The sequence below is a fragment of the Streptomyces sp. Y309 genome, assembly GCF_056712025.1.
Genome location: NZ_CM160048.1, coordinates 7,140,835 through 7,163,992 on the forward strand (window position 1 = coordinate 7,140,835; position 23,158 = coordinate 7,163,992).

The 23,158-nt window shown below is 73.2% G+C and carries 16 protein-coding genes and 1 pseudogene; 6 read left to right on the top strand and 11 right to left on the bottom strand.

Annotation, left to right across the window (positions count from 1 at the left end; genetic code table 11):
• Window positions 1–10 precede the first annotated feature (10 nt).
• Together AC0KTA_RS29600 and AC0KTA_RS29605 are read right to left on the bottom strand one after the other, a co-directional pair.
• A complete protein-coding gene (locus AC0KTA_RS29600) occupies window positions 11–2,398 on the bottom strand; it encodes a protein kinase domain-containing protein (protein ID WP_481051265.1) in 2,388 nt (795 codons plus the stop codon).
• 64 nt (window positions 2,399–2,462) lie between these two features.
• Window positions 2,463–4,910 carry a protein kinase domain-containing protein gene (locus tag AC0KTA_RS29605; RefSeq protein ID WP_481051266.1) on the bottom strand — a complete coding sequence of 816 codons (2,448 nt, stop codon included), beginning with the start codon at window positions 4,908–4,910 and terminating at the stop codon, window positions 2,463–2,465.
• Between the two features lie 372 nt (window positions 4,911–5,282).
• On the opposite strand from AC0KTA_RS29605, the gene AC0KTA_RS29610 reads away from it, so the two are divergent.
• A complete protein-coding gene (locus tag AC0KTA_RS29610) occupies window positions 5,283–6,872 on the top strand; it encodes a TROVE domain-containing protein (RefSeq protein WP_481051267.1) in 1,590 nt (529 codons plus the stop codon).
• Between the two features lie 162 nt (window positions 6,873–7,034).
• Window positions 7,035–8,111, top strand: coding sequence for a 1-aminocyclopropane-1-carboxylate deaminase (locus AC0KTA_RS29615; RefSeq protein ID WP_481051268.1), 1,077 nt, complete (start codon window positions 7,035–7,037; stop codon window positions 8,109–8,111).
• A gap of 93 nt (window positions 8,112–8,204) precedes the next feature.
• On the opposite strand, the pseudogene AC0KTA_RS29620 reads toward AC0KTA_RS29615, so the two are convergent.
• From AC0KTA_RS29620 to AC0KTA_RS29655, 8 genes and pseudogenes are all read right to left on the bottom strand, one after another.
• A pseudogene (locus AC0KTA_RS29620) lies at window positions 8,205–9,429 on the bottom strand (TerD family protein).
• 323 nt (window positions 9,430–9,752) lie between these two features.
• Complete coding sequence (locus AC0KTA_RS29625) at window positions 9,753–10,742, bottom strand: zinc-dependent alcohol dehydrogenase family protein (RefSeq protein ID WP_481051269.1); 990 nt, start codon at window positions 10,740–10,742, stop codon at window positions 9,753–9,755.
• The gene (locus AC0KTA_RS29630) at window positions 10,739–11,608 is read right to left on the bottom strand and encodes a carbohydrate ABC transporter permease (protein WP_481051270.1); all 870 of its coding nucleotides are present in this window, start codon (window positions 11,606–11,608) and stop codon (window positions 10,739–10,741) included. Before AC0KTA_RS29630 ends, AC0KTA_RS29625 begins: the two co-directional genes overlap by 4 nt.
• Window positions 11,605–12,558 carry a carbohydrate ABC transporter permease gene (locus AC0KTA_RS29635; protein WP_481051271.1) on the bottom strand — a complete coding sequence of 318 codons (954 nt, stop codon included), beginning with the start codon at window positions 12,556–12,558 and terminating at the stop codon, window positions 11,605–11,607. The genes AC0KTA_RS29630 and AC0KTA_RS29635 overlap by 4 nt, the downstream gene beginning before the upstream one ends.
• Window positions 12,555–13,925, bottom strand: coding sequence for an ABC transporter substrate-binding protein (locus tag AC0KTA_RS29640; RefSeq protein ID WP_481051272.1), 1,371 nt, complete (start codon window positions 13,923–13,925; stop codon window positions 12,555–12,557). The genes AC0KTA_RS29635 and AC0KTA_RS29640 overlap by 4 nt, the downstream gene beginning before the upstream one ends.
• A 145-nt stretch (window positions 13,926–14,070) precedes the next feature.
• Entirely contained in the window at window positions 14,071–14,841 is a 771-nt protein-coding gene (locus tag AC0KTA_RS29645) for a DeoR/GlpR family DNA-binding transcription regulator (RefSeq protein ID WP_481051273.1), read from the bottom strand.
• A 300-nt stretch (window positions 14,842–15,141) separates the two neighbouring features.
• The gene (locus AC0KTA_RS29650) at window positions 15,142–16,329 is read right to left on the bottom strand and encodes an alpha/beta hydrolase family protein (protein ID WP_481051274.1); all 1,188 of its coding nucleotides are present in this window, start codon (window positions 16,327–16,329) and stop codon (window positions 15,142–15,144) included.
• A 155-nt stretch (window positions 16,330–16,484) separates the two neighbouring features.
• The gene (locus AC0KTA_RS29655) at window positions 16,485–17,294 is read right to left on the bottom strand and encodes an NAD-dependent epimerase/dehydratase family protein (RefSeq protein WP_481051275.1); all 810 of its coding nucleotides are present in this window, start codon (window positions 17,292–17,294) and stop codon (window positions 16,485–16,487) included.
• A 213-nt stretch (window positions 17,295–17,507) separates the two neighbouring features.
• Here AC0KTA_RS29655 and AC0KTA_RS29660 point away from each other — a divergent pair, with 213 nt between their 5' ends.
• The 3 genes from AC0KTA_RS29660 to AC0KTA_RS29670 all read left to right on the top strand — a co-directional run bounded on the left by AC0KTA_RS29660 (window position 17,508) and on the right by AC0KTA_RS29670 (window position 21,093).
• Window positions 17,508–18,449 (top strand): 5-dehydro-4-deoxyglucarate dehydratase, encoded by a 942-nt coding sequence (locus tag AC0KTA_RS29660; protein ID WP_481051276.1) that lies wholly within the window; start codon window positions 17,508–17,510, stop codon window positions 18,447–18,449.
• Window positions 18,446–19,612 (top strand): hypothetical protein, encoded by a 1,167-nt coding sequence (locus AC0KTA_RS29665; RefSeq protein WP_481051277.1) that lies wholly within the window; start codon window positions 18,446–18,448, stop codon window positions 19,610–19,612. Before AC0KTA_RS29660 ends, AC0KTA_RS29665 begins: the two co-directional genes overlap by 4 nt.
• Before the next feature lie 89 nt (window positions 19,613–19,701).
• Window positions 19,702–21,093, top strand: a complete 1,392-nt coding sequence (locus AC0KTA_RS29670) for a S28 family serine protease (RefSeq protein WP_481051278.1) — start codon at window positions 19,702–19,704, stop codon at window positions 21,091–21,093.
• An 18-nt stretch (window positions 21,094–21,111) separates the two neighbouring features.
• Here AC0KTA_RS29670 and AC0KTA_RS29675 read toward each other — a convergent pair whose 3' ends face one another.
• A complete protein-coding gene (locus tag AC0KTA_RS29675; protein WP_481051279.1) occupies window positions 21,112–22,320 on the bottom strand; it encodes an MFS transporter in 1,209 nt (402 codons plus the stop codon).
• Window positions 22,321–22,498: 178 nt separating this feature from the next.
• Here AC0KTA_RS29675 and AC0KTA_RS29680 point away from each other — a divergent pair, with 178 nt between their 5' ends.
• Window positions 22,499–23,134, top strand: a complete 636-nt coding sequence (locus AC0KTA_RS29680; RefSeq protein WP_481051280.1) for a TIGR03086 family metal-binding protein — start codon at window positions 22,499–22,501, stop codon at window positions 23,132–23,134.
• The last annotated feature ends 24 nt before the right edge of the window (window positions 23,135–23,158 follow it).

The following is a 23,158-nucleotide window of genomic DNA, read 5'->3' on the forward strand; positions in this document are numbered from 1 at the left end:
ATCAACACCCTTACAGGGCTGGTGCGTTGACGGCCCGGACGCTCGTCCCGCCGATCAGCGCGTACCAGCCGTCGGCGTCGGCGGCGAGCGCGGTGGCCGTGCCGGCCAGCGGCCACCGTGCCCGCTCCTTCCCGTCACGCAGGCCGAGCGCGCGGACCTCGCGGCCCGCCGTGACGTAGACGGTGCCGCCGCCGATGGCGGGCGGGCGCTGGCCGGTGGCCTCGAACGACGCCTTCCACAGCTCCTTGCCGCCCTTGCGGACGTCGACGGCCTGGACGGTGTTCGTGTCCGTCCAGTGCACCAGGACGCCGTCGGCGGTCACCGCCCCCGGCGCACCGCCCGCCTGCCGCGGCCAACTCGCGTCGAGCCCGGCCGAGTCGTGCCGCCAGAGCTCCTTGCCGTCGTCCGGGTCGAAGCCGACGAGCTTGCCGCCGCCGAGCACCAGGCCGGTGCCGTCGGCCTGTCCGAGGGCCGTCGCGCCCCGCCCCGCCACCACCTTGAGGTCCCTGCGTACGAGGCGCTCGCCGTCGCGTACGCCGATCAGATGCAGCTCGGACTCCTCGGTCAGGAGCGCGAACCTCGGGCCGCGCGGGCCTTGTTGAGGGAGCGTCACGGGAGCGGTCACCGCCCGGTCGTCGGAGCGGAGGCCCTTGTACGTCCACAGCGTGTCGCCCGTGCGGGCGTCGAGGCAGGACGCGCCCTCGTCGAGGTCCGCGGGCTCCGGCGCGAGGAGCAGCGACGAGCCGGAGACGGCGGGAGGCTGCCAGGTGGGCACGTCCTTGCGGGCGCCGGGCGAGGCGCCGTCGGACAGGGTGCGCAGGCGCAGCTCCGGGTCCTTGGCCGAGCCGGTCGTGTGCAGCGTCACGAGCCGCCTGCCCGCGACCGCGTACCACTGGGTGGTCCCCGACGGCCAGGCGTCCTTCACGGGCCACGGCTTTCCCGTGCGTACGTCCACGGCCGCCGCCAGGACGTCGGGCGCGACCAGAAGCCCGTCGGCCACGCCCCACAGCGTGGGCGCGGCCGGGGTGCCGCCTTCGCGCCGCCACCGCTCGCTGCCGTCGGCGGCGCGCACGGCGTGGACCTCGCCGCCCAGGGAGGTGCTGCGGTCGGGGCCGTGCACGAACACGGTGCCGTCTTGGAGCAGTAGTCCGCTCAGGCCTCCGCCGCCGAGCGCGTCGTCCAGCGTCAGCGTCCACCGGGTGGCGCGCGGGGTGCGGCGCCCCTTGCGCAGGCTCAGGGTGCTCTCGTCGGCCGGGTCCGGGGGCCCGGCGCCCGGTGCGGTGCGGATGGCCCACCCCATGAGGGCGGCGAGCCCGGCGCCTCCGACGGTGAGGGCGGAGCGGCGGGTGAGGGTGCGGCGGCGGGTGGCGCGGTCGCGGATGGCGCGGTCGCGGGCGGCGAGGTCGGCGTTGGCAGCGCGGGCGGTGAGGCGGTCTGTGGGGGATTTCTTGTCGACCACAGTGGCCCCATCGACCACAGCAGTCCCCCTGGCCGCGGCGGTCCCGCCCTCCGGAACCCGCGGAGCCGACTCCGCGATGAGGGACCGGAGGGGTTCGTCCCGCCACCACAGGGGGCTGTCCGGCGTGGCGGTCCGCCGCAGGACGGCGTCGACGGCGGGGCGCAGGGAGGGATCCCGGTGCAGGCAGGCGGCGACCAGCTCCCGCAGGCCCGCCCGGTCCGGGACGCCGGTGAGCTCCGGGTCCTCGTGGGCCGCGCGGTACAGCAGGACGGCGACCGGTCCGGAGCCGAACGGGCTGGCGCCGGTCACCGCGAAGGCCAGGACGGCGCCGAGCGCGAACACGTCGGTGGCCGGCCCCGTCGCGCCGCCCAGGATCTGCTCCGGCGCCATGTAGCCGGGCGTACCGAGCATCGAACCCGTCGCGGTCAGCGGGCCGTGCGCGTACTCGCCGCCCGTGGCGCGGGCGATGCCGAAGTCGATGACGCGGGGGCCGTCGGCGGTGAGCAGGACGTTGGACGGCTTCAGGTCGCGGTGCACGATGCCCGCGGCGTGAATGCTGGCCAGGGCCTCCGCGAGGGCCGCGGCGAGCGCGCGGGCGACCTCCGCGGACAGCGGGCCCGTGGCGGCGACGGCCTGGCGGAGGGTGACGCCCGGCAGGAACGCGGTGGCGAGCCAGGGCCGGTCGGCGTCGGGGTCCGCGTCCACGACGGCGGCCGTGTGGGCGCCGGTCACGGCCCGCGCGGCCGTCGCCTCCCTGCGGAAACGCTCCCTGAACCGCGCGTCCTCCGCGAGGTGTTCGTGCACCGTCTTCACCGCGAGCAGCCGGCCGCCGGGGCTCCGCGCCAGATAGACCTGCCCCATACCGCCCGCCCCGAGACGGGACAACAGGCGGTGCCCGCCCAGGCTTCTGGGATCCTCCGCGAGGAGCGGCGAGGTCATGCCGGGTCACCGCCGCCCGTCCCGGCACGGCGCCGGTACCTGTCCTCGCCACGACCGGTTCCCGTCACGACCGCTCCGGGGGCGCGATCGCCACGACGGTCCCGTCGGCGTACAGATGGACCACGTCCGCCGCGGCGGACGCCGCCTTCGCCGACGCGACGGTGTCGGACGGCGCGGCCCAGACCGTGCGGCCCGTGCGGACGTCGAGGGCGTGCAGACCCCAGCCGGGCTTGCCCTTCGTGCCCGGCTCGGGGCCCGACACGAACACGAGGCCGCCCGCGGTCAGCAACGAGCCGTCGGCGGCGGTGAGTTCGCCGACGTCGGCGCGCGTCCACCGGGGCCCGCCGCCGGACGCGGCATCGTACGCGCTCAAGCCCTCCGACGCCGCCGCGAGCAGCATGCCGCGCGTGGGCAGCGGGGTCACCGTGGCCGACTCCACTCGCCGGGTCCAGCGGACGCGGCCCGTGGTCAGGTCGACCGCGCGGATCGCGGCGCGGTTCGCGTAGCAGGCCGTGCCCTTCGCGCCCGGGTGCGCCCGCGGATGGCGCGCCCCGTTCCGCACCGTCCGCTCCACCTTTCCGTCCGCCGCCCGCAGCACGACCAGCGGGTCCCGCCGCGCGTAGTCGTCCGTGCCGGGGCTGCCCGGGTTGGCCGACGCGGCCACGGCGATGCGGCCGCCCGCCTGGTCGACGCCGATCACCCCGGCGGCGGCGCCCTCGTGGAACCACAGGGCCTCACGGGTGCGCGCGTCGAATCCGTACGCCCGCCAGTGCCGGCCCCACGCGCTGCGCCGCGTCCAGATCGTGTCGTACGGGGCGTACGTCAGGAGACACACCACGTCGCCCGCCAGCAGGAACTGGCCCTGGTTGCCTTCGAGCGCGCTGTAGTCGGCGTCGAAGCCGGGCGGCGCGGCCGTGCGGCGCTTGGGGTTGAGGCGCGGATAGGGCGACTTCCACACCTCGCGGCCGGTGGCGCCGTTCAGCGCGCGCAGCTCCGGCTCGAACAGGTCGTCCCGCAGGACGTACACCGTGTCGCGGTAGCGGTCGACGCCCTGCAACTGCTCCTCGGAGTACACCCAGCGCACCGTGTTGGAGCGCGCCTCGACGCAGGTCAGGGCGGAGGAGCCGAGCAGGAACAGAGCGTCGCCGCGGCGCACCAGACCACCGCCGGACCGGAGGCCGCCCACGTCCCGGCTCCACAGCACCCGCCCTCGCGCCGCCGTCCCCGTCCGCCGCCCCCGCGAGCCCCCGCGCGCCCCGCCCTCGCGCCCGCCGAGGGCCGCGACGACCACCCCGGTGGTGCCCGCCGCCGCGGCGAGGGCACCTCCACTCCACAGGAGCACCCGACGCCGGGAGGAGCGGCGGTCCTCGGGGGCCGGGAGGGGGGTGGTGGGCGCGGGGGTGGTCGGCGGTGAGGTGACCGGTGGCGCGGTGGCGGTGGGGTGGGGCGCGTCGGCGGACGGTACGCCGACGGGCGCCGGTGCGAGGGTGTCCGTACCGTCGGAGTCGGAGTCGGAGTCGGAGTCGGCGTCGGCGTCGGCGTCGGCGTCGGCGTCGGGCACGGAATCGCCAGGCTCGCAGCCGCCGCCCGCAGCCGCCGTCTCCTCCTGCTCCTGCCCCAACAACCTTGCCACGTCGTCCTCATGACGCCGTATCAGCCCGGCGACGGCGCCCCGCTCCCACCACGGCACCTCCCGCGCCCGTGCCCCGCACCAGGCCAGCACCTCGCCGACCGTCGGGCGGTCCTCGGGGGCGCGGGCCAGGCAGCGGGTCAGGAAGGTGTGCAGGGCGGGGTCCGGGAGGCCGTCGAGGTCCGGGGCCTCGTGCAGGGTGCGGTACAGGACGCGGGCGGCGCCGTCCGCGCCGAAGGGGGCGCGGCCCGTGGCGGCGAGGGCGAGCAGGGTGCCGAGCGCGAAGACGTCGGCGGGCGGACCCGGCCGGGCGTCGTCGGCGCCGCGCGCGAGCTGTTCCGGCGCGATGAAGCCCGGGGAGCCGATGGCCTCGTCCGTGGCGGTGAGGCTGTCGTCGGCGGCGCTCTTGGCGATGCCGAAGTCGAGGACCTTGGGGCCGTCGCGGGTGACGACCACGTTGGACGGCTTCAGGTCGCGGTGCACCAGACCCGCCGCGTGCACCGCGGCCAGTGCCTCCGCGAGGGAGGCGCCGAGCGCCGCGAGGTCGGCGGCGGACAGCGCGCCGTGCGCGGCCACGGCGTCCGTGAGGACCGGGCCCGCGCAGAACTCCGTGACCAGCCAGGGCTGTTCGGCGTCCGGGTCGGCGTCGAGCACGGCCGCGGTGTACGGGCCGGTGACGGCGCGCGCGGCGGCCGTCTCGCGGCGGAAGCGCTCGCGGAACTCCGGCTCGGCGGCGAGGTGCCCGTGCACGGTCTTCACGGCGACGGGCCGCCCGGACGCGGACCGCGCCAACTGCACCCGCCCCATGCCGCCCACGCCGAGCTGCGCGATCAGCCGATACCCCCCGACCTCACCGGCCGCCCCACGCGTGGCCCCTGCCATGCCGCCAGCCCCTCCCCGACTCGACCTCACAGTGCGACGCCTGCGAGTCATCGTACGGTTGCGTCCGCGCGCGAAAAAACCTTTGGCATTCGCCGAGTTCGCTCTCCTAAAGTGATGCGTGTCCAGGTGCGCAGGCAGGACTTACTTCCACTCTTAATGGGGAGGTCGCGGGTTCGAATCCCGCCGCCGGTACTTCACGCCGGTGTAGCTCAGTGGCCAGAGCGCCATCGTCAGTTCCGCCGACCTCGACCTCTGGACACACGCATGACCTGCACCTCCCGGTGCGAGGGCAGCGGCTACTTCTTCGACTGAAATCACGCCGCCGCCGATGAGATCTCGGGAGGCCCAAAGAATTCGGGGGAATTCACACTCATGGCCCGCTTCAACTCCAAGTCCCTTTCCGCTCTGCTCACTTCGCCCGTGAAGTCCACCGCGCCCTCCGGGCGCCCGGCGCGCACCCACGAGGGCGGCCGGGGGCACCTCCGGGACGCGCGCTCCGAGCTCTTTCTGCTCGCGGTCGCGAATTTCGTGACGCAGGAGACGTATTACGAGGGCGGCGCGGACCGCGACGACCGGTTCGCCGCGCTCGTGCGGAAGCTCGCCGTCGAGGACCCGGAGTGGACCGCGGGCCTGCTCGGATGGCTGCGCGGCGACGGCAACATGCGCACGGCGTCGATCGTGGGCGCGGCCGAGTACGTGCGGGCCCGCCTGGACGCGGGGGTCACGGAAGGCCCCGCCAACCGCCAGGTCGTCGCCTCCGTCCTGCGCCGCCCCGACGAGCCCGGCGAACTGCTCGGCTACTGGACGGCGACGTACGGCCGCGCCGTGCCGAAGCCCGTCAAGCGCGGCATCGCCGACGCCGTACGCCGCCTGTTCCACGAGAAGTCCCTGCTGAAGTACGACACCGCCGCCAAGGGGTACCGCTTCGGCGACATCCTCAACCTCGTGCACGCCGCGCCCGACCCGGCCAAGCCGTGGCAGGGCGACCTGTTCCGGTACGCGCTCGACCGGCGCCACCACCCGGACGCGGCCGAGGTGCCGGGTTCGCTGCCGGTGCTTGCCGCGCACCGTGACCTGATGGCGCTGCCCGTCGCCGAGCGGCGCGCGGTCGTCACCGGACCCGGTGGCGCCGAGCGGCTCGCCGCCGCGGGCATGACCTGGGAGGCGCTAGCGGGCTGGTTGCAGGGCCCGATGGACAAGGCGGCCTGGGAGGCGGTCATTCCGTCGATGGGCGCGATGGCGCTCGTGCGGAACCTTCGGAACTTCGACGAGGCGGGCGTCTCCGACGAGGTCGCCGAGCGGGTGGCGGCGAAGATCGCCGACCCGCGTGAGGTCGCACGGTCCCGGCAGTTCCCGTTCCGCTACCTCGCCGCGTACCAGCACGCGCCGTCCCTGCGCTGGTCGTACGCCCTGGAGCGGGCGCTCGGCCACTCACTGGCCAACGTGCCCGCGCTGCCCGGCCGTTCGCTGATCCTCGTCGACCGGTCCGGCTCCATGTGGTCGCCGCTGTCGCAGCGCTCGCAGCTGAACCGGGCGGACGCCGCCGCGGTGTTCGGCACGGCGCTCGCCCTGCGGGCGGCCGACGCGGACCTCGTCGAGTTCGGCACGTCCAGCGCCGTGGTGAAGCACCGCACGGGCGAGTCGGTCCTGAAGGTCCTGGGCCGGTTCGGCAGCCTCGGTGGCACGAACACCACGGAGGCGGTGCGCCGGCACTACCGGCGGCACGACCGCGTCCTGATCGTCACCGACGAGCAGGCCGCGTACAGCCACCACGGCGACCCGACCGACCAGATCCCGGCGCACATCCCCGTCTACACCTGGAACCTGGCCGGTTACCGGGCGGGCCACGGCGCGTCCGGCTCGGCGGGCCGTCATGTCTTCGGCGGGCTTTCGGACACGGCGTTCCGGATGGTGCAGCTGCTGGAGGCGGGACGGGCGGCGGACTGGCCGTGGGTGGGGTGACGTTCGGTGGGTCAGATATGGGTGTGGTGACGTGTGGCGGGCCGGGCTTGGGGGTTGATCGTTACTCGGCCGGACCGCAGGCTGGCTGCTGACCGCAAGGCACCCGGGCCGGTCGGCACTTCGCTGCGGGCCGACCGGCCACACAGGACCCCAGGAGGCCCCGTGTCCCTCGCCACCACGCTCCAGTCCTTCCCCCGCTACCCGCTGCTCTTCGGCCCCTCGCCCGTCCACCCCCTGGAGCGCCTGACCCGTCACCTCGGCGGCGCGACGCTGTGGGCCAAGCGGGAGGACTGCAACTCGGGCATCGCCTACGGCGGCAACAAGACCCGCAAGCTGGAGTACCTGGTCGCCGACGCGCTCGCGCAGGGCTGCGACACGCTGGTGTCGGTGGGCGGGGTGCAGTCCAACCACACCCGGCAGGTCGCGGCCGTCGCGGCCCGTGCCGGGCTCAAGTGCGTGCTGATCCAGGAGAGTTGGGTCGAGTGGCCCGACTCCGTGTACGACAAGGTCGGAAACATCCTGATCAGCCGACTCGCGGGCGCCGACGTCCGCCTGGTGCGGGCCGGGTTCGGCATCGGCGTCAAGGAGAGCTGGGAGCGGGCGGTGCGGGAGGTCGAGGAGTCGGGCGGCAAGCCGTACGCCATCCCGGCGGGCGCCTCCGAACACCGCCTCGGCGGCCTCGGCTTCGCCGGCTGGGCCGCGGAGGTCGCCGAGCAGGAGCGGCGGTCGGGCGTCTTCTTCGACACCGTGGTGGTGTGCTCGGTCACGGGGTCCACGCAGGCCGGGATGGTCGCGGGGTTCGCCGCGCTCGCCGAGGCCGCCGGGGCTGACGGGGACGCCGGGGCCGACGAGCGGGTGGCCGGGGGCGCCCGGCCGCGCCGCGTCATCGGTGTCGACGCCTCCGCCGAGCCCGATCGCACCCGCGAGCAGACCCTGCGGATCGCGCGCGGCACGGCCGAACTCATCGGCGTACGGCGGGAGATCGAGGACGCGGACGTGGAGCTGGACGAGCGCTACCACGCCGGTACCTACGGCATCCCCGACGAAGCCACCCTCGACGCGATGCGGCTCGCCGCCCGCACGGAGGGCATGGTCACCGACCCGGTGTACGAGGGGAAGTCGATGGCGGGCCTCATCGACCTGGTCCGCCGCGGCGAGATCGGGCCGGACTCCACCGTGCTGTACGCACACCTGGGCGGTCAGCCCGCGCTGAACGCGTACAGCGCGTTGTTCGACTAGCCAGGTTGGGCCGAGCCCGGAGGGCGAGGGGGCGTGGCAGGCACACCTGTGGCCGCCGCCGCGCCCCCTCCCCGCTGCCGGAGCCGCCCCGCGCTACAGCGCCTGCGCCGCCGGCTTCACCATGCCCCGCACCGTGCGGGACTTCACGAAGTCGCCCATCGCCGTCATGTCCCACTCGCCCGTGAACTGGCGGATCAGCTTGGCCATCATCACGCCCGTCTGCGCCTCGGCGTTCGTCAGGTCGAAGCGGACCAGCTCCTCGCCCGTGGCGCCGTCGATCAGGCGGCAGTACGCCTTCGCGACCTCGGTGAACTTCTGGCCGGAGAAGGAGTTGACGGTGAAGACGAGGCCGGTGACCTCCTGCGGGAGGGCGCCGAGGTCGACCACGATCACCTCGTCGTCACCGCCGCCCTCGCCCGTGAGGTTGTCGCCGGAGTGCTTGACGGCGCCCTTGAGGATCTTCAGCTTGCCGAAATAGCAGCTGTCGATGTGGTTGCGCTGCGGGCCGTACGCGATGACCGAGGCGTCCAGGTCGATGTCCTTGCCGCGGAACGCGGGCTCCCAGCCGAGGCCCATCTTGACCTGGGAGAGCAGCGGGCGGCCGCCCTTGACCAGGGACACGGTCTGGTTCTTCTGGAGGCTGACGCGGCCCTTGTCCAGGTTGATCTTCCCGGCGCCGGGGGCGGGGGCGGCCGGGGCCGCGGGGGCCGGCGGGGCGGGGGGCTGGGCCATCGGCGGGGGCGGGGGCCTGGACCGGGGGGCCGGTCGGGGGTGCCAGGGGCGCCGCCGGGGCCGCGGGCTGGGCGGGGGCCGGGGCGGGCGCGGGCTCCTCGACCGTGACGCCGAAGTCCGTGGCGATGCCCGCGAGGCCGTTGGCGTACCCCTGGCCGACCGCGCGGGCCTTCCAGGCGCCGTTGCGCAGATAGATCTCGACGATGACGAGGGCCGTCTCCGTGCCGAGCCGGGGCGGGGTGAAGGTGGCGAGGACCGAGCCGTCGTCCGCGTTGCGGATCGTGGCCGTGGGCTCGACGCCCTGGAAGGACTGGCCTGCCGCGTCCGGGCTCGCCGTCACGACGATCTTCTCGATGCCGGGCGGGACGGATGCCGTGTCCACCGTGATGGCGTCCGGGGTCGTGCCGCCGCCGGAGCGGTGTGTGACGCCTGGGCCCGTGGGCTGGTTGTAGAAGATGAAGTCGTCGTCTGAGCGCACCTTGCCGTCGGCGGTGAGCAGCAGGCCCGATACGTCGAGCCGCACGGGGGCGGTGACGTCCACCGCCACGCGGGCCGCGGTCAGGGGGATGTTCGAGCCGGGGGTCATAGCTGTCATGCCTGAGGTAACGAGCGGGGCCACTTTGCCGTTCCCTTACCTCGGGGTTTTTCTGCGGGTGGGTGGGACCTGCCGGGGGCTCCCCGCTGCGTCCATTAGCGCGCTCCGCGCGCGGGCGCCCCTTCCCGTAACCGGGGGCTCCGCCCCCGGACCCCCATATCGCCGCTCCGCGGCTCGTCCTCAATCGCCGGACGGGCTAAAACCCTGCCGCACCGGCACATTTCAGCCCCTCCGGCGTTTGAGGAGCGGGGGTCTGGGGGCAGAGCCCCCAGTTTCGGGAAGGGGCGGGACTGGGGCGCACCCGCGAGGCCCCCCTACGGCACCACCACGATCTTGCGCCCCACCCCCGCCGCGAACTTCCCCAGCGCCTCGGGATACTGCGCCAGCGGCACCCGGTCGCTGATGAAGACGTCGGGGTCCAGGACACCGGCGGCGAAGAGTTCCGCGGCGCGTTCGTAGCTGTGCAGCACGGCCATGGAGCCGGTGATGGTGATCTCCTGGTTGTAGATCCGGTACGGATCGATCGTCACGCGCGTCGCATAGTCCGCGACGCCGAACTGGAGGAACGTGCCCGCCTTGGCGACCCGCCCGAGCCCGTCCTGGATGGCGGCGGCGTTGCCGGTGGCGTCGACGACGACGTCCCAGCCCTGCGGGCGGTCGAGCTCGTCGGCGCTCGCGCCGGCGCCGGTGACGCCGAGCCGCGCGGCGGTGGCGAGCCGCTCCGGGTTGAGGTCGACGACGTCCACGCTCGCGGCCCCGGTGCGCTTGGCGAGCTCCAGCATCATCAGGCCCATGGTTCCGGAGCCGTAGATCAGGACGTGCGCGCCGAGCCGGGTGCGCAGCACGTCGTAGCCGCGCACCGCGCAGGACAGCGGCTCGATGAGGGCGGCGTCCTGGGTGCGGACGTGCTCGGGCAGCCGCACGCAGTTGGCGACCGGCGCCACCGCGTACTGCGCGGCGCCGCCCGCCGTGGTCACGCCGATCGCGGCCCACCGCTCGCACAGGTTGTTGTGGCCGTCGCGGCAGTAGCGGCACTCGTAGCAGTAGAGGGAGGGGTCCACGGCCACGCGGTCGCCGACGGAGAGCTCCGTGACCGCGCTGCCCACGCCGACCACCTCGCCCGCGAACTCGTGCCCCGGCACCACCGGCAGCGTCGGCGCGAACTCGCCCTGCAGGATGTGCAGATCGGTCCCGCACAGCCCGCACGCGGCGACCTCGACGACCACGTCGCGCGGCCCGGGCGTGGGGTCGGGCACCTCGCCGACCACGGCCTTGCCGACGGACTCGATGATGGCGGCTTTCACTTGACGGCTCCCAACGACAGGCCCTGGACGAGTTTGTCCTGGGCGGCGAACCCCGCGGCGAGCACCGGCAGGGAGATGACGAGCGACGCGGCGCACACCTTGGCCAGGAACAGGCCCTGGCTGGTGATGAAGCCGGTCAGGAAGACGGGGGCCGTCTGCGCGACCACCCCCGTCAGGACCCGGGCGAAGAGCAGTTCGTTCCAGCTGAAGATGAAGCAGATGAGGGACGTTGCCGCGATGCCCGGGAGTGCGATGGGCGCGACGACGCGGGTGAGGATCGTCGGGAGGCGGGCGCCGTCGATCTGCGCGGCCTCGATGATCGCCACCGGCACCTCGGACAGGAACGACTGCATCATCCAGACGGCGATCGGCAGGTTCATCGACGTATAGAGGATGACCAGGAGCCAGATGTTGTCGAGGAAGTCGGTGTTCTTGGCGAAGAGATAGATGGGGAGGAGGCCTGCCACTACCGGCAGCATCTTCGTCGACAGGAAGAAGAAGAGGACGTCCGTCCACTTCTTCACCGGGCGGATGGAGAGGGCGTATGCCGCCGGGAGCGCGAGGATCAGGACGAGCAGGGTCGACGCCGTCGACGCCACGAAGGAGTTGATGAGCGAGGGCCAGGGGCTCGCGCCGCCGCCCGCGCCGAAGAACTCCCGGTAGCCGTCCAGGGTGAGGGACGCCGCGACCGAGGGCGGATTGGTCGCCGCGTCCTCCTCCGAGTGGAAGGACGTCAGCGCCATCCAGGCGATGGGCAGGAAGAACAGGAGCCCGGCCAGCCAGGCCACGAGCCCCAGGCCGATTCCCCTGGCCCGTATGCTCCGTACGCTCCGTATGGCCCGTACGCTCCGTACGTCGGCGCTCATGCGCGGGACACCTCCTCGCGGAAGAGGGACGACACCACGCGGAGCGCGAAGGTCGCGATGATGATCGAGCCGATGACGACGAGCACACCGGCGGCGGACGCCAGGCCGTTCTCGTGGGCCTGGTAGAAGCTCTGGTAGACGGTGTAGGGCAGGTTCGCGGTGCCGAGGCCGCCGGACGTGATGGTGAAGACCGCGTCGAAGTTCTGCACGATGTAGATCGAGCCGAGCAGGGCGCCCAGTTCGAGATAGCGGCGCAGGTGCGGCAGCGTGAGGTGGCGGAAGACCTGCCAGTTGCCGGCGCCGTCCATGCGGGCGGCCTCGATGAGTTCGGTGTCGCGGCTCTGCAGCCCGGCGAGCAGGATCAGCATCATGAACGGCGTCCACTGCCAGATCAGGGACAGCTCGATGGCGATCAGCGGGGTGTTGGAGATCCAGTCCGGCTGGGTGGCGCCGTCGCCGCCGACCCAGTGCAGGATGCCGTTGAACAGGCCGTACTCGGGGTTGTAGAGCACGTGCTTCCACAGCAGCGCCGCGGCCACCGGCACCAGCAGGAACGGCGCGATGAGCAGCGTGCGCACCACGCCCCGGCCGCGGAACCTCCGGTCGAGCAGCAGCGCGAGGCCGAGCCCGATGACGAGGCTCGCGAGCACGACCGTCGCCGTAAGGACGATCGTCGTCCACACGGACTTGCGCAGGTCGGCGTCCGTGAGGACCTCTTCGTAGTTGGCGAAGCCGGTGAAGCTGCGGGCGTCCGGGTAGAGGGCGTTCCAGTCGAAGAAGGAGATCACCAGCGTGGCCACGAAGGGGAGCTGGGTCACGGCGATCATGAAGATCAGGGCGGGCATCAGGGGTGCCCGGGTGGCCCAGGCGCGCAGCCGTCCGGAGGGGCGCCGGGTGGACGCGGGCACGCGCGCGGAGGGCGTGACGGTGGTGGTGGTCGTGGCGGTCATCGTCCCTCGTACTCCTCGGAGATCTTCTCGGCGAGCTTCTGGGACTTCTTCAGGGCGGACTCGACGGACTGGCGTCCGGCGATGGCCGCGCTGATCTCCTGGGAGACGCGGGTGCCGAGGTCGGTGAACTCGGGGATGCCGACGAACTGGATGCCGGGCGCGGGCCGGGGCTGCACGCCCGGGTCGCGCGGGCGGGCGTCGGCGATCGCGGTCCGCATGACGCTCTGGAAGGCGGCCGCCTCCTTCCGGTACTCCGGGTTCTCGTACGTCGACGCGCGCTTGCCCGCGGGCACGTTGGACCAGCCGATCTTCTCGCCGACGAGTTCCTCGTACTCCTTACTGGACGCCCAGGAGATGAACTTCCAGGCCTTGTCGGGGTTCCGGGAGGCCTTCTGCAGGCCCCACGCCCAGGTGTAGAGCCAGCCGGAGCTCTCCGTCTTCTCCACCGGCGCGGGTACGTAGCCGATCTTGCCCTTGACCGGGGACTTGGCGGCCTCCAGGGAGCCGGCCGCGGCCGTGGCGTCGTACCACATGGCGGTCTTGCCCTGGGTGAGGTTGTTCAGGCACTCCGCGTACCCGGCCTGGGCCGCTCCGGACTCGCCGTGCTCGCGCACGAGGTCTACGTAGAAGCGGGTCGCCTTCTCGAACTCGGGGGAGTCCAGGCGGGCCTTCCAGTCCTTGTCGAACCAGGTGCCTCCGAAGGTGTTGACGACCGTCGTCAGCGGCGCCATGACCTCGCCCCACCCGGGAAGCCCGCGCAGACAGATGCCCTTCATGCCCTTCTCGGCGCCGTCCGCTTTGGCGGCGAGGGCCGCGACCTGCCGCCAGGTGGGCTTCTCCGGCATGGTCAGGCCCTTCTTCGCGAAGACGTCCTTGCGGTACATCAGGAAGGACGACTCTCCGTAGAAGGGCTCTCCGTAGAGCTTGCCGTCCTCGCCGGTGAGGGACTGGCGCATCGGCGGCAGGATGTCGCGCTGGTCGAAGGCGCGGTCCTTGCGTGTGTAGGGGCCGAGCTCGCGCAGCCAGTCGTTCTTGGCGTAGATGGGGATCTCGTAGTTGCTGAGAGTCGCCACGTCGTACTGGCCCGCCTGGTTGGCGAAGTCCTGGCTGATCTTGTCGCGGACGTCGTTCTCGGGCAGCACGGTGAAGTTCACCTTGATGCCGGTCTTCTTGGTGAAGTGCTCGGCGGTGAGTTTCTGCAACTCCACCATCTGCGGGTTGTTCACCATCAGTACGTTGATGGAGTCGCCGCCGGAACCGGTCCCGCCCGCCCCGGCCCAGCAGCCGGAGAGCAGCGGGGCGAGCAGCGTCCCTGCGGCGGTCGCGGCGAGCAGGCGCCGCGGCCTCCGTCGGCTCTGGGTTCGCATGAATCGCTCCTGAACAAAGGGGGCAAAGTCGGTGATACAGGGCAGTTGAGGGTGTGCGGTGCCGCACCGGCGGCCGCGCGGGGAGCCGGTGTGCGGGGCGGGGCGGGGTGGGGCGGGATCGGTTGTCGGGCCGCTGCCCGGGCGGTCAGGCCCGGATGACCTGCGGCCCCTGCAAGGAGTAGCGGTGCGCCTCGGAGGCGGGCAGCTGGGCGCTGGTGACGATGCACTCCAGGTCGCTCACGTTCGCGAACCGGCAGAAGCTCGTCGCGCCGAACTTGGTGTGCACGCCCGCGAACACGGTGCGCCGTGAGGCCCGGATGGCCTGCGTCTTCACTTCGCTCACGGCGGGGTCGGGGGTGGTGAGGCCGTGTTCGCGGGAGATGCCGTTGGCGCCGATGTACGCCAGGTCGATGACGAAGCCCGCGAGCATGCGGGTCGTCCAGTGGTCGACGGTGGCGAGGGTCCCGGCCCGCACCCGCCCGCCGAGCAGCAGCACGGTGACGTGCTCCGCCTCGGCGAGCACGCCCGCGGTCGCGAGCGAGGCGGTGACCACGGTCAGCGGCCGGTTCTTGGGCAGGGCCTCGGCGATGAGCTGCGGGGTGAAGCCCTCGTCGATGAAGACGGTCTCAGCGTCGCCGAGCAGCTCGGCCGCGGCGGCCGCGATGCGGCGCTTCTCGGGCACGTGCATCGTCGTGCGGAAGGCGAGCGTCGTCTCGAAACCGGCGCTCTCCACCGGATAGGCGCCGCCGTGGGTGCGCCGGACCAGGCCGTGGTCCTCCAGGGCGCGCAGATCGCGGCGCACGGTCTCCTTGGCGACGCCGAGCTCGGCCGCGAGGACGGTGACGTCGACGGACCCGGAGCGGCGGGCCGCGCGCACGATCTGCCGCTGACGTTCCTCCGCCGTCATGGACGCCACCTCTTCCCCGGAGACTTCAGTTCCACTTTGCTGCCCGTTCGGGCCTGTGGGGAAGTTCTACAGCGCGGGGGAAGGGGGTGACCAGGCGCGTGGCGGGCCCGATGATGCCCGCATCTGCCCGTTTTCCGGGGCGACTGCCTGTGGAACGGGCCGATCATGTGCCCGTTGATCGGCCCGTGGTGCCCGTTTGCCGCCCGGTTGGGGGCCGGGCGGCCGGAAATCGACAGTCGTGCCGCCGGGATTTCGTCGGGCGCCGGGATTCCGTCAGGCCCCGGGCTTTCGTCAGGCGCCGGGTTCTCGTCAGGGCCGGTGGAAGCCGACCTCGGGGTGGGCGGGCGTGGGCCCGTCCAGGAGCGGCTGACCGGTGCCGCGCAGGTGCCGGTCGAAGAAGGCGCCGATGTAGGCGCGGGTGATCCGCTCGGCGCGCGTGCCCGAGATCGGCGCCTCGGGGTCGTCCACGCCGAGCTGACCGAACACGACCGGTACGTCGGTGAACGTGTAGTGCCCGGACCCGGCCACGGTCAGCCAGCGCTTCCAGCCCGCGAAGCCGGACCATGCCTCGGCCCAGTTGTAAGGGCCGTCCGGCTTGACGGTGGACTCGGTGCCGAGCAGCAGGAAGGGGCGGTCGAGCCCCTGGGGCCCGATGTGGAAGCCGCCGTCCATGTTCATGCCCGCCCGCACCCGCCGGTCGGTGTTCATGAGGGCAGCCGTGGCGGCGCCGCCGATGGAGTGTCCGCCCATCCCGATCCGCTTGGCGTCGATCAGGCCCGAGTGCCGCCAGGTCGCCTTGCCCGATGTGCCGCCGACGAGGCGGTCCAGGACGTACGACAGGTCCTTGGCCCGGCCCGCGGTGATGCGCGGCCCCGAGTCGCCCCCGCCCTCCTTGCAGCCGACGCAGGGCAGGACGCGCCCGCCGCTGAACTCCGCGCCGCTCGCCTCATAGGCGTGGTCGACGGTCGCGACCACGTACCCGCGGCTCGCCAGGTCCTCGGCGAGGTGCGTCAGCGTCGAGCGCGGCGCGGTGAAGCCCGGCGAGAGCACGACGAGGGGAAACCTGCCGCGCGCGGCGGGCGCGCCGGTGCGGGCGTAGGTGCGCGTCGAGCTGTAGGCGGCGGCCGGGACCCGCCCGTCGAGCTCGGCGCCCTTCAGCAGCTCCCGGGCCGCCTTTTCGGACGTGTACGCGGTGGGCCGCCCGCCCGCTCCCCGCGCCGGGTAGTACATCGACGCCATCAGCTCCCGCGCCCCCGCGGAGGGCACCCAGGGGTCCTTGCGGCTCTTGTCGACCAGGTGCAGGGTGTCGCGGCCGACCGCGAACGGGCCGGTGGGCCGCGGGAGTTCGGGCCGGGTGACGGGCGCTTCGGCGGAGAAGGCGGCCGGGGCGGTGGGCGCGGCCTGCGCGGTGGCCGTGGCCGCGACCGGCAGGGCGAGCGCCAGCGCGAGCACGGGAGCAACCACGCGCCCGCGCAGGATCGTTCGGCTTGTCGTCATGGCAACTCACGCTAGCCAGCGGCAGGTCGGCGCACGTCGCCCCGCGGGCTGACCCGCACGCGCCCGAAGGCGTACGGAACCATCAACTCCAAGGAGGAGCCCGGCAACTCCGAAGAGACCCCAGGAGGAGCCCCCAAGCAGACCCCAGGAGGAGCTCAATAAGGCCACACCGGCGGGTTCACGCAGAAGCGGCCGCCCAGATGCGCGTGTTCGGGGTTGGCGGGGTCCAGCTCGCCGTGCTCGGCGACCAGCTTCCCGGCGAACTGCTCGGAGTCGTCCTGGGGTTCATAGCCGAGCGCCCGCGCCGACGACAGGTCCCACCACAGCCGGGTGTTGGCCGACGAGCCGTACACCACGGTGTGTCCGACGTCCGGCGCGGTGAGCGCCGCGTGGAAGAGCCGCGCCCCGTCGCCGGGCGACATCCACACCGACAGCATCCGGACGTCGGTGGGCTCCAGGAAGCAGGAGCCGATCCGCACGGACACCGTCTCGACGCCGTGCTTGTCCCAGTAGAACTGCGCCAGGTCCTCGCCGAAGCACTTCGACAGGCCGTAGAAGGTGTCGGGCCGGCGCGGGGTGCCGACCGGGATCAGCGGCTCGTCGCCCTCCGGCCGCGGCGTGAAGCCCACCGCGTGGTTGGAGGAGGCGAAGACGACGCGCGGGACGCCCTCCTCGCGCACCGCCTCGTAGAGGTGGTACGTGCCCTCGATGTTCGCCTTGAGGATCTTGTCGAAGGTGGACTCCAGGGAGATCCCGGCGAGATGGACGACCGCGTCGACGCCGCGCACCGCCGCGCGCAGGGCGTCCCGGTCGGCGAGGTCCGCCGTGAGCGCGCCGGGCTCGCCGTCGACGGGCCGCAGGTCGAGCAGCCTGAGGTCGTAGCCGTACGCGGGCAGGAGTCCCCGCATCAGGGTGCCGAGGCCACCGGCGGCGCCGGTCAGCAGGACAGTGCGGGGAGCGGGCATCCGGTGATCTCCTCGTACGCGTTCATGTATGAGATTCACATTCGTGGACACGCTAGGGAGCTCCGCCCGTCGGCGTCAAGTGTGGCGCAGGCGCGGTGAATCCGCTCCTGAGTTGCGGGTTTGCGTGCTTGACCGGCCCGGTCCGGCGCCTTAGCGTGGGCGCGTTCAGGGATATAGACATGAATCAGAAACGTGCACGCTAGGGAGCGCCCCGTGACGTCAGCCCCTCTCGCCTCTCGGCTCCGCGTTCCCAGCGGGCCGCTGTTCTTCCCCGTCACTCCGTACGGGGCCGACGGCTCCGTGCACATCGAGACGTTCCGTACGCACGTGCGCGCGGGCGTGGAGGCGGGCGCGGCCGCGGTGTTCGCCTGCTGCGGCACCGGCGAGTTCCACGCGCTCACGCCGGAGGAGTTCCGGCTGCTCGTCGAGGCCGCCGTCGAGGAGACCGCGGGCCGCGTCCCGGTGGTCGCCGGCGCCGGGTACGGAACCGCGCTCGCCGTGCGGTACGCGCGGCTCGCCGAGGAGGCGGGCGCCGACGGGCTGCTCGCCCTGCCGCCGTACCTCGTTCTCGCCGCGCAGGAGGGCCTGATCCGGCACTACACCGAACTGGCCGCGGCCACCTCGCTCGACGTCATCGTCTACCAGCGCGACAACGCCGTGTTCACCCCCGAGACGGTCGTCGAGCTCGCCCGCACGGACGGGATCATCGGGTTCAAGGACGGCCTCGGCGACCTCGACCTGATGCAGCGCATCGTCAGCGCCGTACGCACCGAAGTCCCGGGCGAATTCCTCTACTTCAACGGCCTGCCCACCGCCGAACTCACCGGCCTGGCCTACCGCGGCATCGGCGTGAGCCTCTACTCGTCGGCCGTCTTCTGCTTCGCGCCCGACCTCGCGCTCGCCTTCCACAAGGCGCTGGGCTCCGGCGACGACGACACGGCCGAGCGGCTCGTCGACGGCTTCTACCGGCCCTTCGTCGAGCTGCGCATGGAGGGCCGCGGCTACGCAGTCTCGCTGGTCAAGGCGGGCGTGCGCCTCACGGGGCTCGACGTGGGCGGGGTGCGCCCGCCGCTGCACGAGCCGTCCGACGACCACCTCAAGCGGCTCGCCGAACTCGTCGAGCGCGGCCGGGCACTGCTGCGGGAGGGCGCGTGAAGGCGTCCGCGTTCCTCTACCCGTGGGACGTCGTCGGCGACCCGGCCGCGCCCGAGCGGATCGCCGGCCTCGGCGTGGAGCAGGTGACGCTCGCCGCCGCCTACCACTCCACCCGCGCCCTCACCCCCCGCCACCCGCGCCACCGCGTCGTCACCGCCGAGCACGCCGCCGTCCTGTACGAGCCCGACGACCGCTGGCGCGACCGCGCCCTGCGCCCGTACCCGGCGGGCGACTGGGCCCCCGGTGACGCCTACGGGCAGGCCGCCGAGGCCCTCGCCGCGGCCGGGCTCGACGTGCACTCCTGGGTGGTCCTCGCCCACAACTCCCGTATGGGCGCCGAGCATCCGGGCACGTCCGTCGTGAACGCCTACGGCGACCGCTACCCGTGGGCGCCCTGCGTCGCGCAGCCCGCCACCCGCGCCTACCTGGCCGCCCTCGCCGCGGAGGCCGCCGCCCGGCCCGGCGCGGGCGGCACCGAACTGGAGTCGTGCGGCTGGTACGGCTTCGCGCACCTGCACGCCCACGACAAGATCGCGGGCGTCGGCCTCGGCGAGGCCGGCCAGTACCTGATGTCGCTGTGCTTCTGCGCCGACTGCCGCACCGGATACGCCCGGCACGGCCACGACCCGGACGAGCTCGCCGCCGCCGTGCGCCTCGCGCTCGACCCGGTGTGGCGGGGCGCGGACACCATGCACGGCTGGGCGGGCGTCGAGAAGCTCCTCGGCGCCGAGACGGCGGCGGCCACCCGGGCCTGGCGCGAGGAGAGCGCCCGCGCGCTCCAGGAGGCCGCGGTCGGCGCCGTGCGCGCGGCGGCTCCCGACGGCTTCCAAGTGCTCCTGCACGCCGACCCGGTGACGTACCACTGCGGCGCGAACGCCGGAGTGGATCCGCGCCACATCCTGGCCGTCGCCGACGGCGTGGTCGTGCCCTGCACCGGCGGCCCGGACGCGCTGGCTCCGTTCGCCGCCCACGCCGGGGAGCGCACCGTCCTCGCCGCCAACCTCACGGTCGTCACGGGCATGGGCGGCAGCCCCGCGACGCTCGCCGCCGACGCCCGCCACGCCGCCCGGCTCGGCGCCACTGAACTGCGGCTTTACCACGCAGGGTTGGCCTCGGACGACGACCTCGCACTCGTCGGGAGAGCTCTGTCGCAGAGCGCCTGACAACGGCTACGATCCGCGCACCACACGCCGCTCCCGGGGCACGACCGGGCACGACCCACGCTCCCGCGGCAGGACTCAGAGGAGACAAGGTGCGCAACAAGGGGATATCCGCGCTGGTCTGCGCCGGCCTCACGGCGGGAGCGGCGGTGCTCGCGACCACCGCGCCCGCGGCCGCGCAGACCGGCCCCCGCCCGTCCGGCGCGGACGGCAGCCGCCCGGCCGCGGCCGCCGGGAACCACCCGGACAAGGCCGCCGACATCCGCGAACAGCTCGAGAACATACCGGGCATGACGGTCGTGTCCGTCACCGACAAGGAGGGCCACCCCCTCTACTCCCTGACCTACCGGCAGCCCGTCGACCACTGGCGCCCGCACGGGCAGACCTTCACCCAGCGCCTGTCGCTGTGGCACAAGGCCACCGACAAGCCCACGGTCCTCTACACCGGCGGCTACACCCTCGCCCAGAACACCACGGCCCTCACCAAGCTGATCGACGCCAACCAAGTCAGCCTGGAACACCGCTACTTCGAGCAGTCCCGCCCCACCGGCGCCGCCGGCCGCGACTGGACCAAGCTCACCGTCCAGCAGGAGGCCGCCGACGAGCACCGCATCACCCAGGCGCTGCGGACCGTCGAGAAGGGCAAGTGGCTCGGCACGGGCGGCAGCAAGGGCGGCATGACCGCCACGTACCACGAGCGCTTCTACCCCGAGGACCTGGACGCCGTCGTCGCGTTCGTGGCGCCCAACGACGCGAACAACAGGGACGACAGCGGCTACGAGCGGTTCTTCCGGACCGTCGGCACCAAGGAGTGCCGCACCGCCCTGAACGCCGTCCAGCGCGAGATGCTGGTGCGCCGCGACGCGCTCCTCCCCAAGTTCGAGGCGGACGCGAAGGCGAACGGCCAGACCTTCCACGAGACGCTCGGCACCACCGACCGGGCCTACGAGTTCGCCGTCCTCGACCAGGTGTGGAACTTCTGGCAGTCCGGCACCGCCGCCGACTGCCCGACCGTGCCCGACGCCGAGAAGGCGAGCGACGACGAGCTGTACGACTGGTCGAAGAAGCACGGCCTGAGCGTCTACCACGACGCGGAGCTCGGCGCCAACGGCACCGGACCCTACTACCGCCAGGCCGCCACCCAACTCGGCTGGGCCGACCTGCAGTTCAAGCACCTCAAGGACGTGCGCCACCACCCGGACATCTACCAGCCGAACTCGGTGCTCCCGCCCGACATGCGCGGCTCGTACAACAACCGCACCATCGCCGACGTCGACCGCTGGGTGAAGACCCGCGGCCAGCGGATGATGTTCGTGTACGGCGAGAACGACCCGTGGAGCGCGGAGCGGTTCACGCCGAGCCACCGCGACTCCTACCTCTACGAGGTGCCGGGCGCCAACCACGGCGCGAGCATCGCCAAGCTGCCCGAGCCCCAGCAGTCGCGCGCCATCGCGACCATCAAGCGCTGGGCGGACGTGAAGTGACGGTCACACACGTGACGATCACGCACCGGGCAGACGTGAAGTAGCGGGCACGGAGACCGCCCGCAGCAGGGGTGCGGCGATCAGCAGCCGCGCCCCTGCCAGGACGCAGAGCAGCAGCCGGTGGTCGACGAGTTCGACGAGCAGCGCGCCCAGCGCGATGCCGAGCGCCGTCGGCGTGAACATCAGCGTGTTAGCGGTGGCGGCCACCCGCCCCACCAGCTCCCCGGGCGTCCCGCGCTGCACGGCCGTGAGCGCGGCGACGAGCACGCACGGCAGCCCCACGCCGTTCGCGACGCTGCCCGCGAGGACCAGCGCGTCCCAGGGCAGCGCGTGCAGCACCGCCGACCCCCCGGTCAGCGCGATCCCGGCGCCCGCGAACCGCCGCGCGCCAAGACGCCGCATCAGGGCACCCGAGGCGAGCCCGACGGCGACGGACCCGGCGCCCTGCGCGAAGTACAGCGCGCTCGTGTACGTGGGGGAGTGACCCAGCGCCTCGACGATCGCGTACACCAGGGCGCCGCCGAGCCCCGACGACAGCATGGTGAGCCCGCCCGCGACCACCAGCGGCCGCAGCCGCGCGTCGCTCCACAGGCGGCGGGCACCCCGCACGGTGCGCTCCCGCCACCCCTCGGCGTCCGGCGCCGGGCGGCCCTCGGACACCCGCAGCAGCGCGAACATGCCACCCGCCAGGACGAACGTGACGGCGTCGAGCAGCGCCACGCGCGGCCCGCCCCAGGCGGCGAACACGGCGGCCCCGGCGAGCGGCGCGAGCAGCTTCATGCCCTCGTTCGCCGACATCCGCAGGCCGTTGAAGTCGCCGAGCAGATCCCTGCCGACCGCCCCGGCCACCAGCGCCGCCTCCGCCGCGTCGGTGACGACGCCGCACGCCCCGTACACGAGAAGCACCGCGAAGAGCAGCCACAGCCGCGCCGCCGAGTCCACCCAGAGAAGCGCGAGCAGCAGCACCCCGAGCCCCGCGTTCACGCCGACGAGCAGCGGCCGCCGGCGGGTGCGGTCGGCGAGCGTGCCGAGGAGGGGGCCGCACAGCAGCGGTGCCCACAGGGCGAGGGTACACAGGGCGGCGAGGCCGTCGGAGCCGGTCAGCTCCTTCACCCAGATGCCCGCCACCAGCGTCATCGCGGAGCTCCCGAAGCCGGAGACCACGACCGCTCCCAGGTAGAGCCCCGCGTTGCGGTCCCGCAGGACGCGTCCGATCGTCGTTGCCATGCGGCCGATGCTGGTGCTGAGGCCCCCCGGCGGGGATCGGGCACATGCCTTACCCGGTGCCGATGAGTTCGGGGCGCGGCGGGAGTCTCTCTGAGGAGAGGCGCGCACGGGTGGGCCCGTGGAGCAGTCCCCGTACGCGGACGACGGAAACCCCCTGCGGGGGACGAAGGAGAACCTCATGCCGAACGACGCGAACGACGCGAACGACGCGAACAGCCCGAACAGCACGGACGAACTGCCGGACTTCGGACCGCAGACGCGGCTCATGGCGCGCCTCGCCGAAGCCGTCAAGGACGACCAGCTCGACGGCCCCACCCCCTGCCCCGACTACGCGGTACGCCATCTGCTCGGCCACATCGTCGGCCTCACCGTCGCCTTCGCCGACGCCGGGCGGAAGCGGCTCGGGCCGACCACGGACACGGACCCGTCGAGCGCACTGCCGGACGTCGGCGCGGACTGGCGCGAGGAGCTCCCGCGCGTGCTCGACGAGCTCGCCGAGGTGTGGCGGGACCCGGCGGCGTGGACCGGCGAGACCCGGGCGGGCGGCGTCGAGCTCACCGGTGACGTCGCGGGCGTGGTCGCCCTCAACGAACTCGTCGTGCACGGCTGGGACCTGGCCCGCGCCACCGGGCAGGAGTACGCGCCGGACGAGGCGAGCCTCGGCGTCTCGTACGCCATGGTGTCCGCCACGGCCGGGGAGTCGCCGGACGGGTCCGGCACTCTGTTCGGCCCGCCGCGGCCGGTCGCCGAGGACGCCCCGCTCCTGGAGAAGGTGGTGGCGCTGAGCGGACGCGACCCGAACTGGCGCCCCTGATCAGGAGATACGGGTCCCGTCGGT

What these genes read in the sequence shown, in the direction of transcription:
- AC0KTA_RS29600 (WP_481051265.1), bottom strand. Translation starts at nt 2,398, where the DNA reads ATGACCTCGCCGCTCCTCGCGGAGGATCCCAGAAGCCTGGGCGGGCAC.
- AC0KTA_RS29605 (WP_481051266.1), bottom strand. Translation starts at nt 4,910, where the DNA reads ATGGCAGGGGCCACGCGTGGGGCGGCCGGTGAGGTCGGGGGGTATCGG.
- AC0KTA_RS29610 (WP_481051267.1), top strand. Translation starts at nt 5,283, where the DNA reads ATGGCCCGCTTCAACTCCAAGTCCCTTTCCGCTCTGCTCACTTCGCCC.
- AC0KTA_RS29630 (WP_481051270.1), bottom strand. Translation starts at nt 11,608, where the DNA reads ATGAGCGCCGACGTACGGAGCGTACGGGCCATACGGAGCGTACGGAGC.
- AC0KTA_RS29635 (WP_481051271.1), bottom strand. Translation starts at nt 12,558, where the DNA reads ATGACCGCCACGACCACCACCACCGTCACGCCCTCCGCGCGCGTGCCC.
- AC0KTA_RS29640 (WP_481051272.1), bottom strand. Translation starts at nt 13,925, where the DNA reads ATGCGAACCCAGAGCCGACGGAGGCCGCGGCGCCTGCTCGCCGCGACC.
- AC0KTA_RS29650 (WP_481051274.1), bottom strand. Translation starts at nt 16,329, where the DNA reads ATGACGACAAGCCGAACGATCCTGCGCGGGCGCGTGGTTGCTCCCGTG.
- AC0KTA_RS29655 (WP_481051275.1), bottom strand. Translation starts at nt 17,294, where the DNA reads ATGCCCGCTCCCCGCACTGTCCTGCTGACCGGCGCCGCCGGTGGCCTC.
- AC0KTA_RS29675 (WP_481051279.1), bottom strand. Translation starts at nt 22,320, where the DNA reads ATGGCAACGACGATCGGACGCGTCCTGCGGGACCGCAACGCGGGGCTC.
- AC0KTA_RS29680 (WP_481051280.1), top strand. Translation starts at nt 22,499, where the DNA reads ATGCCGAACGACGCGAACGACGCGAACGACGCGAACAGCCCGAACAGC.